This window comes from Massilia sp. IC2-476, assembly GCF_020707295.1.
GTDB lineage: Bacteria > Pseudomonadota > Gammaproteobacteria > Burkholderiales > Burkholderiaceae_D > Telluria.
On record NZ_JAJFER010000008.1, the window covers coordinates 1 to 15,059 of the forward strand.

The following is a 15,059-nucleotide window of genomic DNA, read 5'->3' on the forward strand; positions in this document are numbered from 1 at the left end:
GCGATCCCACGATACCCAATAGAGCTGTCGGCTAGATAGTCTTGGACAACCGCGAGCTTGAATTGCTCACTGTACTTGGTCATGAAAAACCCCCAAAAGTTGTGTCCAACTTTTGGGGGTCAGTTCAATTGAGCGCCGTTTTCATTTCTGCTGAAAGCCAATCAAGCCTTTAACTTCCGCGCGACTTCCAACGCAAAATAGGTCAGCACCCCATCTGCGCCGGCACGCTTGAATGCCATCATCGACTCCATCATGACCTTGTCATGATCCAGCCAGCCGTTCTGCGCCGCCGCCTTGAGCATCGCGTACTCGCCGCTGACCTGGTAGGCAAAGGTCGGCACCTTGAATTCGTCCTTCACGCGGCGCACCACGTCCAGGTAGGGCATGCCCGGCTTGACCATCACCATGTCGGCGCCTTCGGCCAGGTCGAGCGCCACTTCGCGCAGGGCTTCGTCGCTGTTGCCCGGGTCCATCTGGTAGGTGTTCTTGTCCGCCTTGCCCAGGTTGGCCGCGGAGCCGACCGCGTCGCGGAACGGGCCATAAAACGCGGAGGCGTACTTGGCCGAGTAGGCCATGATGCGAGTGTGGATGTGGCCGTTCGCTTCCAGCGCGTTGCGGATCGCACCGATGCGGCCATCCATCATGTCCGAGGGCGCCACCACGTCAACGCCCGCTTCGGCCTGGGCCAGCGACTGGCGGATCAGCATCTCGATGGTCTTTTCGTTGACGATGTAACCGTTCTCGTCCGGCAGGCCGTCCTGGCCGTGGGTCGTGTACGGGTCCAGCGCGACGTCGGTCATGATGCCCAGTTCCGGGAAGCGCTTCTTCAGTTCGCGCACGGCGCGCGGCACCAGGCCTTCCGGGTTGGTGGCTTCCACGCCATCGTAGGTTTTCAGCGACGCGTCCACCACCGGGAACAGGGCCAGCATCGGAATGCCCAATGCCACAGCCTCTTCAGCGACCTTCAGCAGCAGGTCGACCGAGACGCGCTCCACGCCCGGCATCGAGGCCACCTGCTGGCGCTGGTTCTCGCCGTCAAGGATGAAGACCGGGTAGATCAGGTCCGCGGGGGTGACGACGTTTTCGCGCATCAGGGCGCGCGAGAATGGATCGCGGCGCATGCGGCGCATGCGGGCGGCAGGGTAGGTGGCGGGAGTGATGATGGTCATGTCAGTTCCAATGTTGTCCCGGCAAACCCGGGATTATTCCGAATCCGAATCTTCGTCCGTGTCGGCGTCCGGCGCGTCGTCGTCCTGGTCCAGGCCGAGCAGCTCGAGGATCTTGGCGTCCGCTTCCTCGATGCCGATGCGCTTGAGGGCCGAGAACAGCTGCACGGTGAAGGGGAAGCCTTCGCCTTCCTCGTCGACATAGCTGTCGAGGATTTGCCGCGCCTGGCGCAGGGCGTTGGTCTTTTCGTTCTGGTTGAGCTTGTCGGCCTTGGTCAGGATGCAGTGGATCGGCTTGCCGGTCGGGGCGAACCATTCCAGCATCTGGACGTCGAGGTCGGTGAAGGGGCGGCGCGAGTCCATGATCAGGATCAGCGCGGCCAGCTGTTCGCGGCGCTGGACGTAGTCGCCCAGCAGTTTCTGCCAGTGCAGCTTGGCCGTGCCCGACACTTCGGCATAGCCGTAGCCCGGCAGGTCAACCAGCAGGGCTTGGATTTCCTCGACGATGGTCGGGTCCTTGCGGTGCTGGCCCACGTGGGCGCCGCCGATCGAGAAATAGTTGATGTGCTGGGTGCGGCCGGGCGTCTTGGACGCGAAGGCCAGGCCCTTCTGGTTGGTGAGAATATTGATCGCCGTGGATTTGCCCGCGTTCGAGCGCCCGGCGAAGGCGATTTCGGGAACCTGGGTGCCCGGGAGATCGCGCAACTGGTTAACGGTCGTGAAGAACCGGGCTTGCCAAAGTTTGGACATAAGGGGAAGGTTTAAATGACAACGGAATGGCGATACGGAAACAAAGCTATTGTACAATAAGGGGTTGATCGATGCTCCCCCGGGGAGCACCAGTAAGGCCGCTGCACTGTTTCACTGTAAATTCCAAAATCTGTTTTTGACTTTTTCAGGGTGCTTGAATGAATCGTTTGACGTTTCCGCTTTTGAAGTCCTTGCTGGTTGCAAGCCTGGCCCTGGGCGCTACCGTGTCCGCCGCCGATGCTCCGCATACTGCCGTCGCCAAGGCCGACCCGGCCAAGGGTGGAACCCTTTACGATTCGGGCGACGCCGCGCGCGGCCTGCCCGCCTGCATGTCCTGCCACGGCGCCGCCGGTAACTCGACCATCGTCGCCAATCCGAAGCTGGCCGGCCAGATCGATGCCTACACCCACAAGCAGCTGGTCGACTTCACCACCCCGAACCGCCAGCAGCCGATCATGACGACCTACGCCAAGATGCTGACGGACGACGAGAAGCGCAACATCGCTGCCTACCTGTCGACCCAGAAACCCAAAGCCGGCGCCGCCAAGAACAAGGACACCGTCGAGCTGGGCCGCAAGATCTACCGCGGCGGCATCGCCGAGAAGGGCGTCGCCGCCTGCGCCAGCTGCCACGGCGCCACCGCCAACGGCATCCCGGCCCAGTACCCGCGCCTGTCGGGCCAGCACCAGGACTACACCTATGCCCAGCTGGATGCCTTCAAGAACGGCACCCGCAAGAACAGCATCCAGATGACCACGCTCGCGCAGCGCATGTCGCCGGAAGAAATGAAGGCGGTGTCGGACTATATCGCGGGCCTCAAGTAAGCAGCGCTTCGTAGGGTGGGCGGGTTTCCCGCCCACGCGTTCAACTCCCGCCAGCATTGGCGCGACACATCATCCCCTACCTATCACCGCGTGGGCGGGAGACCCGCCCACCCTACAACTGCGGTATGCTCTAGCGGATTTGCTGAGTTTCACGGGCGTTGTAGAGATAGAACATGAGTACCACCGGAATTGAACTGAACACCCGCCGCCGCGGGTTCGCCGAAGCGGTCGAGCTGGTGTCCTCGATGCGCTTCGCCATCAGCCTGTTGACGATCGTCGCGATCGCCTCGGTCATCGGCACCGTGCTCAAGCAGAACGAGCCGATGCCGAACTACGTGAACCAGTTCGGGCCGTTCTGGTTCGAGGTCTTCGCCAAGCTCGGCCTGTACAGCGTGTACTCGAGCTGGTGGTTCCTGCTGATCCTGGTCGTCCTGATCGTGTCCACGGCGCTGTGCGTGGTGCGCAATGCGCCGAAGATGATCCGCGACATGCGCAGCTGGCGCGAGAACGTGCGCGAAGAGTCGCTGCGCAACTTCCACCACAAGCTCGAATGGGAAGCGCCGCTGGATCGCACCCAGCTGGCCGGCCAGACCGCCGAGCGCCTGCGTCACGCCGGTTATGCGGTGAAACTGGTCGAGAAGGACAAGGGCATCCTGGTGGCGGCCAAGAAGGGCGCCGGCAACAAGTTCGGCTACATCTTCGCGCACACCTCCATCATCGTGATCCTGCTGGGCGGCATGCTCGATTCCGAATTGCCGGTCAAGTTCCAGCAGTGGTTCCTGGGCAAGACGCCTTTCGGCGGCAGCGGCGTGATCGCCGACATCCCGGCCCAACACCGCCTCAGCGTCTCGAACCCGACCTTCCGCGGCAATACCCTGATCGCCGAGGGCCAGACCAGCAATACCGCGCTGCTGCCGCAAGCCTCGGGCGTGCTGGTGCAGGAACTGCCGTTCTCGATCCAGCTGAAGAAATTCCACATCGATTTCTACTCGACCGGCATGCCCAAGCTGTTCGCCAGCGACGTCGTCGTGCACGACCCGGAAACCGGCAAGACCTTCCCGGCCACCATCAAGGTCAACCACCCGCTGATCTACAAGGGCGTGGCTGTCTACCAGTCCAGCTTCGAGGATGGCGGCAGCAAGCTCAAGCTCACCGGCTTCCCGATGAGCGGCACCGGCGACAAACCTTTCCAGATCGCCGGCACGGTCGGCTCGGCCACCGAACTGAAGCAGGGCGGCGAGACCTGGTCGGTGGAGTGGTCGGGCTTCCGTCCCTTCAACGTCGAGAACGTCGCCGCCGGCCAGGATGCGCGTGCGGTGGCCAAGAACACTTCGTTCAACGAACAGTTCGCGGCCACCCTCGGCAAGGCGTCCGGCTCGGCGGCGAAAATCGCCGACACCAAGGACCTCAAGAATGTCGGACCCAGCGTGCAGTACAAGCTGCGCGACAAGACCGGCCAGGCGCGCGAATTCCTGAACTACATGCAGCCGGTAACGCTCGAAGGTGCCCAGGTCTACCTGGCCGGCGTGCGCAGCAATCCGTCCGAAAACTTCAGCTTCCTGCGCATCCCGGCCGACGACGAATACAGCGTGCGCACCTGGATGCGCCTGCGCGCGGCCCTGGCTGATCCCGCGCTGCGGCAGGAGGCGGCCAGGCGCTACGCAGGGCGCGCGCTGGGGCCGGAACAGCGCAGCCAGGGCGAACTCACGGGCCAGCTGGAAGAATCGGCGGCGCGCACCCTGGCGATTTTCGCCGGGGAGGGCGGCCGCGGCGGCTTCATGGGCGTGTCGCAGTTCCTGGAAAAGATCCCGGCCGCAGACCAGGAAAAGGCCGCCGCCATCTTCATGAAGATGCTCAACGGCTCCCTGTGGGAGCTGTGGCAGGCCGCCAACGTGCGCGCCGGACTGCCGGAGGTCGCACCAACCGAAACCCACGGCCGCTACCTGCAGCTGGCCACCAATGCGCTGTCGGACAGTGTGTTCTACGGCGCCCCGGTGTTCCTGCAGCTGGAAGAATTCGAGGAGGTCAAGGCCTCGGTGCTGCAGCTGACCCGCTCGCCGGGCAAGGGCATCGTCTACCTCGGCTGCCTGCTGCTGGTGGCGGGCGTGTTCGCAATGTTTTATATTCGTGAGCGGCGCATGTGGGTGTGGGTGCGCGATAGCGCCGATGGCGCGCATGCGCTGATGGCCATGAGCACCCAGCGCAAGACCCTCGACTTCGAGCGCGAATTCGACGATTTGAAAGAAAAACTGCCGCAGCCGGCTTGATGCCGCGGCAAGGAGACCAAGATGGAACTGTCGCAAGCATCCACCGGCCAGACCAAGGCCTATGTCCAGCAGCCGGGTTTCTTCCGCAGCCTGAACGCGATCGACTGGCTGTTCGGCGCCGGCTTGCTGGCGGCGGCGCTGTTCGCGCTGAACCGCTACGCCCACCACATGGACATCTACGAGCAGGTGATCCTGGTCCTGAGCGCGCCGACCTTCGCGCTGCTGGGCTGGCACTGGAAGCCGGTGCGCTGGCTGATTCCGCTGGTGGCCGTGCTGTCGCTGTGGGCGATCTCGCTGTACGGCGGGGCCATCGATGCCGCCAACCAGAAATTCTTCCTGAAGTACATGCTGTCGAGCCAGTCCGCCATCCTGTGGATGAGTGCACTGTTCGTGTTCTCGACCGTCTTCTACTGGGTGGGCCTGGCCGGCAGGTCGAACTTCGGCGGCTCGGTCGGCAGCAAGCTGTGCTGGGCGGCCGTGGTGCTGGGCTGGGTCGGCATGATGGTGCGCTGGTTCGAGTCCTACCTGATGGGGCCGGACGTCGGCCACATCCCGGTGTCGAACCTGTATGAAGTGTTCATCCTGTTTTCCTTGATCACGGCGATGTTCTACCTGTACTATGAAGGGCGCTATGCAACCCGCCAGCTCGGGCCCTTCGTGCTGCTCATCATCGCAGCCGCGGTGGCCTTCCTGCTGTGGTACACGGTGTCGCGCGACGCCGCCCAGATCCAGCCGCTGGTTCCCGCGTTGCAGAGCTGGTGGATGAAGATCCACGTGCCGGCCAACTTCATCGGCTACGGCACCTTCGCGCTGGCCGCCATGGTGGGCACCGCCTACCTGCTCAAATCGCACGGCATCCTGGCCGACCGCCTGCCAAGCCTTGAGGTGCTGGACGATGTGATGTACAAGTCGATCTCGGTCGGCTTTGCCTTCTTCACCGTCGCCACCATCCTGGGCGCCCTGTGGGCCGCCGAGGCCTGGGGCGGCTACTGGTCCTGGGACCCGAAGGAAACCTGGGCCCTGATCGTCTGGCTGAACTATGCGGCCTGGCTGCACATGCGCCTGATGTCGGGCCTGCGCGGCCGCGTGGCCGCCTGGTGGTCGGTGGTGGGCCTCCTGGTGACGACCTTCGCTTTCCTGGGCGTGAACATGTTCCTGTCCGGGCTGCACTCCTACGGCGAACTGTAAGCCTCAGTTGCCCCGGTAGGTCGAATAGCCGAAGGGGCTCAGCAGCAGCGGAATGTGGTAGTGCTGCGCCGGCGCGTCCACGGTGAATTCGACCGGGATGCGCGGGAAGAACGTGGCCTGTCCGCGGCGCTTGTAGTGTTCGCCGGTCTGGAAGACGATACGGTAGTCGGCCGCCGCCAGCTTGCCGTTTTCCGGATACAGGGCCTGGATGCGGCCCTGCGCATCGGTCACTCCGCTTGCCAGTTCGCGCCATCCGGCGCCCTCGCGCTGCTCCAGCGTCACCCGGATGCCGGCCGTCGGCTGGCCGCTCTGCAAATCGAGCACGTGGACGCTGAGTGGGTTCGGCGCGGCGGATGCCGCGATGCTGGCGGCGCCGAGCAGGGCGGCCAGGGTGAGTTGCCGGATCAATCGCATGCTGCTACTCCTGTCGAATGTGGAAAGCCGCCATCCTCGCATGCGCCTGGCGACGGCAGCCTGACCGCCAGATGACAGTTCCGTCATGTTTGGCCGCAGGCCTTCGGCATAGAATGGGGCCATGAGCATTCTCGTGATCGAAGACGAGCCGAAGACCGGCGATTACCTGCAGCGCGGGCTGCTGGAGTCCGGCTTTGCGGTGCGCCTGGCGCGCAATGGCCGCGAGGGCTTGGCCATCGCCCGCGACGAAGAGATCGAACTGGTCGTGCTGGACGTGATGCTGCCGCGGATGGACGGCTGGCAGGTGCTCGCAGCCCTGCGCGCCAATCCGGATACCGAGCAGATCCCGGTATTGTTCCTGACGGCGCGCGACGAGGTCGAGGACCGGGTGCGCGGACTGGAACTGGGCGCCGACGACTACCTGGTCAAGCCCTTCGCGTTCGTGGAACTGGTGGCGCGCATCCGCACCCTGCTGCGGCGCGGCCCCGTGCGCGAGGAAGAACTGATCCGGATCGCCGACCTCGAGATCGATGTGCTGCGCCGGCGCGTACGGCGCGGCGCCGAGACCATTCCATTGACCGCCCAGGAATTCGCGCTGCTGCACCTGCTGGCGCGGCGCCAGGGCCAGGTGCTGTCGCGGGCCCTGATCGCGTCCCAGGTCTGGGACATGAATTTCGACAGCGATACCAACGTCATCGACGCCGCCGTGCGCCGCCTGCGCCGCAAGATCGACGACCCCTATGCCCACAAGCTGATCCACACGCGGCGCGGCATGGGCTATGTGTGCGACGTGCAGGCCCCGGCATGACGACCTCCTGGCGCGATTCCCTGACCCTGCGCGTGACGCTGGCCTTCGTGCTGATCGTCGCGCTAACCGCGGCGGGCCTCGGCATCTACCTGTACCGCGCCTTCGTGGCCGAAATCACGCGCCGCGACGACCTGCAGCTGCTGGGCAAGCTGCGCCAGGTGCAGATCGTGCTTGGCCGCCCGGGCGCGGCCGAACTGCTGGCGGCGCAACCCGATTTTTTCCGCGACACCATGAGCGGCCAGGAGAACTCGCTGGTGCGCATCACAGGGCCGGGCGGCGTGGTGCTGGCCGATATCAATCCGCGCGGCGAGCGTTATCCCGTGCCGCCGCAGGCCGGGCCGGCGCCTGGGCCGGACGCCATCGCCGGCTGGACGGCTACGGGAGGCATTCCCGGCCGGGTCGTCGCGGGCAGCGCCCGCCTGGGTAGCACGCAGGTAGCGGTGGTGGTGGCGCGCGCCTATGCCGAACGCACCGCCATGTTCGCGCGCTACCGCAGCCATATCCTCGCCGCGTGCGCGGCCGGCGCCCTGCTCGCCGCCGCGCTGGCGGCCCTGATGCTGCGGCGCGGCCTGCGCCCCCTGCGCAAGGTTGCCGAACATGCGGCGCTGATCAAGCCGGGCACCCTGGCGCAAGGCCTCGACATCGGTGCGGCGCCGGCCGAGCTGCGCCCGCTGATCGATGCCTTCAACGCCATGCTGCAGCGCCTGCAAGATGGCTATGCGCGCCTGTCCGGCTTCTCGGCCGACCTGGCGCACGAGTTCAGGACGCCCGTGACCAACATGATCGGGCAGAGCCAGGTCGCGCTCGGGCAGGGTCGCAGCCGCGAGGAGTACGAAGCCCTGCTGGCCTCGAACATCGAGGAACTCGAGCGCCTGGCGCGCATGATCGAGAGCATGCTGTTCCTCGCGCGCGCCGGCCAGGACGAAGTCGTGCTGGCGCGCCAGCCGGTCGTGGCGCTGGAGGAGCTGGAGCGGGTCGCCGACTTCTTCGAAGGCATGGCAGAGGAGCGCGGCCTGCACCTGGCGTGCAGCGGCGAAGGCCGCTTCGCCGCCGATCCGGCGCTGGTACGGCGGGCACTGGCCAACCTGGTCTCGAACGCGGTGCGCCACGCGGATGCGGGCAGCACGATCAGGCTGCATGCCGAAACGCGCTCCGGCGCCGTGGAGCTGAGCGTTGCGAATACCGGCGCCGCAATTGGACGCCAGCACCTGGACCACCTGTTCGACCGCTTCTACCGCGTCGACAGCGCACGCAGCGATGCGGAAGGCTCGACGGGACTGGGCCTGTCCATCGTCAGCGCCATCTTGAACTTGCACGGTGGCAAAGCAACGGTGCAGTCGAACGGTGCCGATACCTGTTTTATCCTTGCCTTTTCCACCGGGTGAGGCGCCGGGCGGGGGCTGACGCGCTTTTGTCCAGCGTGCCGGACCTCATCCTTGCCGGGCGGCAGCCGACGCTAACGTGCGCCTAAGCCGGCTGGTGTAACCTGAAGTCTCTCTCTCTGTAGCGGAGTCAAGCATGCTTTTCAAACGCAATCCGAACGGGATCGATCTCCCGTATCCGTCCGAGATCACGCCGCGCGAGATCTATGAAGGCCGGCGTCAATTCATCGCCCGCATCGCTGCCACCGCGGCGGTCGGCTCCGGCATCTGGGAGATGGCCAACCGCGAAGCCTTCGCCCAAGGCACGAAGTTGGCCGCCACCCGCAATGCGGCCCTGTCCACGCAGGAAGCGCAGACCTCGTTCAAGGACGCGAGCTCCTACAACAATTACTACGAGTTCGGCCTTGACAAAGGCGACCCGGTCGAGAACGCGCATACCCTGCGCACCCGCCCATGGACGGTGACGATCGAGGGCGAAGTGAAAAAGCCCGTCACCCTCGACATCGACCGCATCCTCAAGCTGGCGCCGCTGGAAGAGCGCGTCTACCGCCTGCGCTGCGTGGAGGGTTGGTCGATGGTGATTCCCTGGGTCGGCTATTCGCTGTCGAACCTCCTGAAGCAGGTCGAACCCACGGCCAACGCCAAGTACGTCGAATTCATCACCCTGGCCGACAACCGCCAGATGCCGGGCCTGCGCAGCCCCGTGCTCGACTGGCCCTACGTGGAAGGCCTGCGCATGGACGAGGCCATGCACCCGCTCACGCTGCTGACGGTCGGGATGTACGGCCAGGTGCTGCCGAACCAGAACGGCGCGCCGGTACGCCTGATCGTGCCCTGGAAGTATGGCTTCAAGTCGGCCAAGTCGATCGTCCGGATCCGCCTGGTGAGCCGCCAGCCGCGCACCGCCTGGAACGACTCGGCGCCCAATGAATACGGCTTCTACTCGAACGTGAACCCGAACGTGGACCACCCGCGCTGGTCGCAGGCCAGCGAACGCCGCATCGGCGAGGACGGCTTCTTCAAGCCGAAGCGCAAAACGCTCATGTTCAACGGCTACGACCAGGTCGCGTCACTGTACAGCGGCATGGACCTGAAGAAGTTCTTCTGATGGCCTTCACACCTTCGAGCAAACAGGTCGGGGGCATCAAGGCGCTGGTGTTCGTGCTGGCGCTGCTGCCCTTCCTGCGCATGGCCTGGCTGGTCTTCCAGGGTGTGCCTGTCGAGCCGCTCGAGTTCCTCACGCGCGGCACGGGTGACTGGACCCTGTACTTCCTGTGCATCACGCTGGCCGTGACGCCGCTGCGCCGTTTCACCGGCTGGAACTGGGTGGTGCGCCTGCGCCGCATGCTGGGGCTGTTCGCTTTTTTCTACGCGCTGGTGCACTTCACCTGCTTCTTCTGGTTCGATCACTTCTTCGACATCGCGGCGATGCTGAAGGATGTGGTCAAGCGCCCCTTCATCACCGTCGGCTTCATCGCTTTTGTCTTGCTCATTCCGCTGGCGGCGACCAGCACCAATGGCATGATCAAGCGCCTCGGCGGCAAGCGCTGGCAGTGGCTGCACCGCCTGATCTACGTGATCGCGCCGCTGGGCATCCTGCATTACTGGTGGATGAAGGCGGGGAAGAACGATTTCGAGCAGCCGATCATTTTTGGCCTGATCGTGGCAGCGCTGCTGGGATTGCGGGTGTACTGGGCCTACGCGAAGAAGACGCAGGCCGCGGTTTCGTAGGGTGGGCGGCTTCGCCGCCCACCAACCGGCCGCGAGATCATCGAGCGCGGTGAGTCAGGCGATAACAATCACCGCGTGGGCGGGAAGACCCGCCCACCCTACAGCATCGATTCCAGCGCAAACAGGTCCGCCGGATTCTCGCGCTGGCGGATCTGGTGGACCCGGTCGCCATCGACGATCACCTCGGCCGCGCGGCCCCGGGTGTTGTAGTTGGAGGCCATGGTCATGCCATACGCGCCGGCCGTCATGATCGCCAGCAGGTCGCCCGGCTCCACGTTCAGCTCACGCTCGCGCGCCAGCCAGTCGCCGGATTCGCACACCGGACCCACCACGTCATAGGTCAGCTTGTCGCCTTCGCGCGGTTGTACTTCTTGCACGCCCATCCAGGCCTGGTACAGGGTCGGGCGCATCAGGTCGTTCATGGCCGCATCGACGATGGCGAAGTTCTTTTCCACGCCCGGCTTCAGGAATTCGATCTTGGTCAGCAGCACGCCGGTGTCGGCCACGATCGAGCGGCCCGGCTCGAAGATCACTTTGATCGGCTGGCCGCCGTGCTTTTCCGCGCGCCAGGCGTCGATGCGGGCGAACAGGCGGCCGAGGTAGTCGCCCACCGGGACCGGCGGCTTGTCGCCTTCGGCGCCGTAGTTCACGCCCAGGCCGCCGCCGATGTCGAGGTGGTGCAGGGTGATGCCTTCGCTGCCCAGCGTGTCGATCAGTTCGATCAGCTTGTCCAGCGCTTCCAGCAGCGGCGCATCGTCCAGCAGCTGCGAGCCGATGTGGCAGTCGATGCCGACCACGTCCAGGTTCGGCAGCGCGGCGGCTGCACGGTAGGTCTCGAGCGCGTCGTCGAAGGCGACGCCGAACTTGTTGGCCTTCAGGCCGGTGGCGATGTAGGGGTGGGTCTTGGCGTCCACGTTCGGGTTCACGCGCAGCGACACCGGGGCGCGCTTGCCCATGCTGCCGGCCACTTCGTTCAGGCGGTGCAGCTCGGGAATCGACTCGACGTTGAAGCACAGGATGCCTTTTTCCAGCGCCAGCTGCATCTCCTCGACGGTCTTGCCGACGCCCGAGAAGATGGTCTTGCCGGGATCGCCGCCGGCCGCGATCACGCGCAGCAGTTCGCCGCCCGAGACGATGTCGAAGCCCGCGCCTTCGCGCGCCAGCAGGTCGAGGATGGCCAGGTTGGAATTGGCCTTCATTGCGTAGCACACCAGTGCGTCGCGTCCTTTGCAGGCGTCGGCGTAGGCGCCGAAGTTCTCCAGCAATGCGGATTTCGAATAGACGTAGGTCGGGGTGCCGAATTCTTCGGCGATGGCGGACAGGGCGACGCTGTCGGCGTGCAGGACGCCGTTCTGGTACTGGAAGTGCGACATGAGGAAGCTTATCTGGTAGGAGCCGGGGTGGAGGCGTTATTCGATGGAACTGGCTGGGCAGGCTGCGGATTGGCGGCGGCGGTGGCGCTTGGTGCCGGCTTGGCGGGCGGGTTCGGCATGTAGAGCGGACCCGTCTGGCCGCAGGCGGACAGCAGCGCGGCAACAAGGCCAGCACCGGCAATCGGCAAGATGCGGCGTGCGATGGTGGAGTTCACGATTAGAATGGGGTTTTATTTAGCAGACTTTGGAGTGTAGCATGACCGAAACCGAATTTTTGGCGCTGGCCGAAAGCACCCTGGACCGCATCGAGCAATGCCTGGACAAGCTGAACGACGAGGACGTGGTCGATGTCGAATGCCGGCGCAGCGGCAATGTGCTGGAAGTCGAGTTCCTGCGCAATGCAACCAAGATCATCGTCAACAGCCAGGCCCCGCTGCAGGAAATGTGGGTGGCGGCGCGCTCGGGCGGCTACCACTACAAGCGCGTCGGCGACGAGTGGCGCAACACGCGCGACAATTCCGAGCTGTTCGCCGCGCTGTCGCAGTACGTGACGGAGCAGGGCGGAGCGCCGGTGGCGCTGGGCTGAATGGCCGCAATCCTGTAGGGTGGGCGGGTTTTCCGCCCACGCGGTCAATCATCGTCGACATTGCCGCGTGGGCGGCAGAGCCGCCCACCCTACAAATGCAGAAGCAAAATGGCAGCCCGCGGGCTGCCATTTTTTTACCAAACGGTCAAATCAGAACAGTTCGTTCCTCACCGCGTCGCGCTGCTTCTGCTCGGCCGGGGCCGGCGGCGGGCCGACGTCCAGGGCCGCCACGCCGGTGCCCGGCGGCGTCTCGGCGTAGTAGTACTCGCCATTCGCCAGGATCAGCCCCGACGGCACTTCGCGCTCGACGACCTCCTCGCCCTTGAGCGCCTTGCCCATGTAGCCGATCCAGATCGGCAGGGCCAGGCCGCCGCCGGTCTCGCGGTTGCCGAGGTTCTTCGGCTGGTCGTAGCCGATCCAGGCGATGCCCACCAGCTTCGGGTTGTAGCCGGCGAACCAGGCGTCGATCGAGTCGTTGGTGGTGCCGGTCTTGCCTGCGATGTCGGGACGCTTGAGCGACAGCGCCTTGGTCGCGGTACCGTAGCGCACCACGTCCTTGAGCATACTGTCGACCAGGAAGGCGTTGCGCGCGTCGATCACGCGGTTGGCCTCGACGCCGGCGCGCTCGGGGCGCGCTTCGGACAGCACCTTGCCGTCGCTGTCGGTCACCTTCGAGATGATGTAGGGGCTGATGCGGTAGCCGCCGTTCGCGAACACGGCGTAGGCGCCCGCCATCTGCAGCGGCGTGGTGGAACCCGCGCCCAGCGCCAGCGTCAGGTAGGCCGGGTTGCGGTCCGCGTCGAAGCCGAAGCGGGTCGCGAATTCCTGGCCGTAGCGCGCGCCGATCTTGTTCAGGATGCGGATCGAAACCATGTTCTTCGACTGCGTCAGGCCACGCCGCATCGTCATCGGGCCTTCGTACTTGTTGTCGTAGTTCTTCGGCTCCCAGGCCTGGCCGCCGGTCTGGCCGGCGTCAAAACTGATCGGGGCGTCGTTGACGACGGTCGCCGGCGACAGGCCGCGTTCGAGCGAGGCCGAGTAGATGAAGGGCTTGAACGAGGAACCCGGCTGACGCCAGGCCTGCGTCACGTGGTTGAACTTGTTGCGGTTGAAGTCGAAGCCGCCCACCAGCGCGCGGATGGCGCCGTCCTCGGCGCTGGCTGCAACGAAGGCCGATTCCACTTCCGGCATCTGGGTGATGACCCAGTTCGATTCGTCGTCCTGCATCACGCGGATCACCGCGCCGCGGCGCAGGCGGCGGTTCGGGGCCGCTTTCTCCGACAGCCATGCCTTGGCAAAGCCCAGGCCCTGGCCGGTGATGTCGATGCTCTCGCCGGAAGCGATGGTGGCGCGCACCTTGGTTGGGGAGGCCTGCAGCACAATGGCGGCGACAATGTTGTCGCTGTCCGGATGCTCGGCCAGCTCGGCCTCGATGGCTTCGTCGGCTTCCGCCTTGTCGCGCGGGATCTCGATATACGATTCCGGGCCGCGGTAGGGATGGCGGCGCTCGTACTCCATCACGCCGCGGCGCACCGCGAGGTAGGCCGCGTCCTGGTCGGCCTTGGTGATGGTGGTGAACACGTTCAGGCCGCGGGTATAGGTGTCTTCCTTGAACTGCTCGTAGACCAGCTGGCGCGCCATCTCGGCCACGTACTCGGCGTGCACGCCGAAGGCGGTGCTGTCGGTCTTGATCTTCAGGCGCTCGTCCTTGGCCTGTGCGTACTGCGCCGGCGTGATGTAGCCGAGGTCGCGCATGCGCTGCAGGATGTACTGCTGGCGGGTCTCCGCGCGCTTCGGGTTCACCACCGGGTTGTACGCCGACGGCGCCTTGGGCAGGCCGGCCAGCATCGCCGCTTCGGCGATGCTGATGTCGCGCAGGTCCTTGCCGAAGTAGATCTGGGCCGCCGACTGGAAGCCGAAGGCGCGCTGGCCCAGGTAGATCTGGTTCATGTAGAGCTCGAGGATCTGGTCCTTGCTCAGGTTCTTCTCGATCTTCCAGGCCAGCATCGCTTCATAGGCCTTGCGCTTGAAGGTCTGCTCCGAGGACAGGAAGAAGTTGCGCGCCACCTGCTGGGTGATGGTGGACGCGCCCTGGCGCGAGCCGCCGGTGGCGTTCTTGAACACGGCGCGCAGGATGCCCCAGTAGTCGATGCCGCTGTGCTCGTAGAATCGGTCGTCCTCGATCGACAGCACCGCTTTCTTCATGACGTCGGGGATGTCCTTGAAGTGCACCAGGGTGCGGCGCTCCTCGCCGAATTCGCCGATCAGGACGTTATCGGCGGTGAAGATCCGCAGCGGCATCTTGGGCCGGTAGTCGGTAATGGTGTCGAGTGCGGGCAGGTTCGGATAGGCCATCGCGAGCGCGAACACGAGCACCAGCACGCCGATGACGGCGAGGCCGGTGATGGCGCCGAGCGCCATCAGGATCAGGCGCTTGGGGCTGTACTTGGATGCCGGGGACGCGCCCTGGTTTTGTTTCTCTTTCATGCTGGTTTTTACTCCCTTGAACCGTCCCATTATAAGTCACGCGTTTCGCGGCCGATACACGCACTGCTGAGCGGGGGCTTAAG

At 65.0% G+C, this 15,059-nt stretch carries 14 protein-coding genes; 8 read left to right on the top strand and 6 right to left on the bottom strand.

Annotated features, from left to right (window positions below; all coding sequences use genetic code 11):
- Positions 1-161: 161 nt before the first annotated feature.
- Both hemB and yihA read right to left on the bottom strand, forming a co-directional pair.
- The gene (hemB, locus tag LK539_RS19190; protein WP_227802667.1) at positions 162-1,169 is read right to left on the bottom strand and encodes a porphobilinogen synthase; all 1,008 of its coding nucleotides are present in this window, start codon (positions 1,167-1,169) and stop codon (positions 162-164) included.
- Positions 1,170-1,202: 33 nt separating this feature from the next.
- On the bottom strand, positions 1,203-1,916 hold the full coding sequence (yihA, locus tag LK539_RS19195) for a ribosome biogenesis GTP-binding protein YihA/YsxC (protein ID WP_227802668.1): 714 nt from the start codon (positions 1,914-1,916) through the stop codon (positions 1,203-1,205).
- A 158-nt stretch (positions 1,917-2,074) separates the two neighbouring features.
- Between yihA and LK539_RS19200 the strand changes: the two genes are divergently transcribed.
- The 3 genes from LK539_RS19200 (at position 2,075) to ccsB (ending at position 6,195) form a co-directional block, all read left to right on the top strand.
- A complete protein-coding gene (locus tag LK539_RS19200) occupies positions 2,075-2,740 on the top strand; it encodes a cytochrome c (RefSeq protein WP_227802669.1) in 666 nt (221 codons plus the stop codon).
- 173 nt (positions 2,741-2,913) lie between these two features.
- Positions 2,914-5,007, top strand: a complete 2,094-nt coding sequence (locus LK539_RS19205; RefSeq protein WP_227802670.1) for a cytochrome c biogenesis protein ResB — start codon at positions 2,914-2,916, stop codon at positions 5,005-5,007.
- A 21-nt stretch (positions 5,008-5,028) separates the two neighbouring features.
- The gene (ccsB, locus tag LK539_RS19210; RefSeq protein ID WP_227802671.1) at positions 5,029-6,195 is read left to right on the top strand and encodes a c-type cytochrome biogenesis protein CcsB; all 1,167 of its coding nucleotides are present in this window, start codon (positions 5,029-5,031) and stop codon (positions 6,193-6,195) included.
- A 3-nt stretch (positions 6,196-6,198) separates the two neighbouring features.
- Here the strand turns inward: ccsB and uraH are convergent, their stop codons facing one another.
- Positions 6,199-6,609, bottom strand: a complete 411-nt coding sequence (gene uraH / locus LK539_RS19215; protein WP_227802672.1) for a hydroxyisourate hydrolase — start codon at positions 6,607-6,609, stop codon at positions 6,199-6,201.
- A gap of 121 nt (positions 6,610-6,730) precedes the next feature.
- On the opposite strand from uraH, the gene LK539_RS19220 reads away from it, so the two are divergent.
- The 4 genes from LK539_RS19220 to LK539_RS19235 all read left to right on the top strand — a co-directional run bounded on the left by LK539_RS19220 (position 6,731) and on the right by LK539_RS19235 (position 10,530).
- The gene (locus tag LK539_RS19220; protein WP_227802673.1) at positions 6,731-7,417 is read left to right on the top strand and encodes a heavy metal response regulator transcription factor; all 687 of its coding nucleotides are present in this window, start codon (positions 6,731-6,733) and stop codon (positions 7,415-7,417) included.
- Positions 7,414-8,802 (top strand): heavy metal sensor histidine kinase, encoded by a 1,389-nt coding sequence (locus tag LK539_RS19225; RefSeq protein WP_227802674.1) that lies wholly within the window; start codon positions 7,414-7,416, stop codon positions 8,800-8,802. Before LK539_RS19220 ends, LK539_RS19225 begins: the two co-directional genes overlap by 4 nt.
- 133 nt (positions 8,803-8,935) lie before the next feature.
- Complete coding sequence (msrP, locus tag LK539_RS19230; protein WP_227802675.1) at positions 8,936-9,907, top strand: protein-methionine-sulfoxide reductase catalytic subunit MsrP; 972 nt, start codon at positions 8,936-8,938, stop codon at positions 9,905-9,907.
- Complete coding sequence (locus LK539_RS19235; RefSeq protein WP_227802676.1) at positions 9,907-10,530, top strand: sulfite oxidase heme-binding subunit YedZ; 624 nt, start codon at positions 9,907-9,909, stop codon at positions 10,528-10,530. Before msrP ends, LK539_RS19235 begins: the two co-directional genes overlap by 1 nt.
- Before the next feature lie 98 nt (positions 10,531-10,628).
- Here the strand turns inward: LK539_RS19235 and lysA are convergent, their stop codons facing one another.
- Positions 10,629-11,903, bottom strand: coding sequence for a diaminopimelate decarboxylase (gene lysA, locus LK539_RS19240; RefSeq protein WP_227802677.1), 1,275 nt, complete (start codon positions 11,901-11,903; stop codon positions 10,629-10,631).
- An 8-nt stretch (positions 11,904-11,911) separates the two neighbouring features.
- Positions 11,912-12,118, bottom strand: coding sequence for a lipoprotein (locus tag LK539_RS19245; protein ID WP_227802678.1), 207 nt, complete (start codon positions 12,116-12,118; stop codon positions 11,912-11,914).
- A 41-nt stretch (positions 12,119-12,159) separates the two neighbouring features.
- Here LK539_RS19245 and cyaY point away from each other — a divergent pair, with 41 nt between their 5' ends.
- Positions 12,160-12,489 (top strand): iron donor protein CyaY, encoded by a 330-nt coding sequence (gene cyaY / locus LK539_RS19250; RefSeq protein ID WP_227802679.1) that lies wholly within the window; start codon positions 12,160-12,162, stop codon positions 12,487-12,489.
- Positions 12,490-12,639: 150 nt separating this feature from the next.
- Here the strand turns inward: cyaY and LK539_RS19255 are convergent, their stop codons facing one another.
- Positions 12,640-14,976 (bottom strand): penicillin-binding protein 1A, encoded by a 2,337-nt coding sequence (locus LK539_RS19255; protein ID WP_227802680.1) that lies wholly within the window; start codon positions 14,974-14,976, stop codon positions 12,640-12,642.
- Between the last annotated feature and the right edge of the window lie 83 nt (positions 14,977-15,059).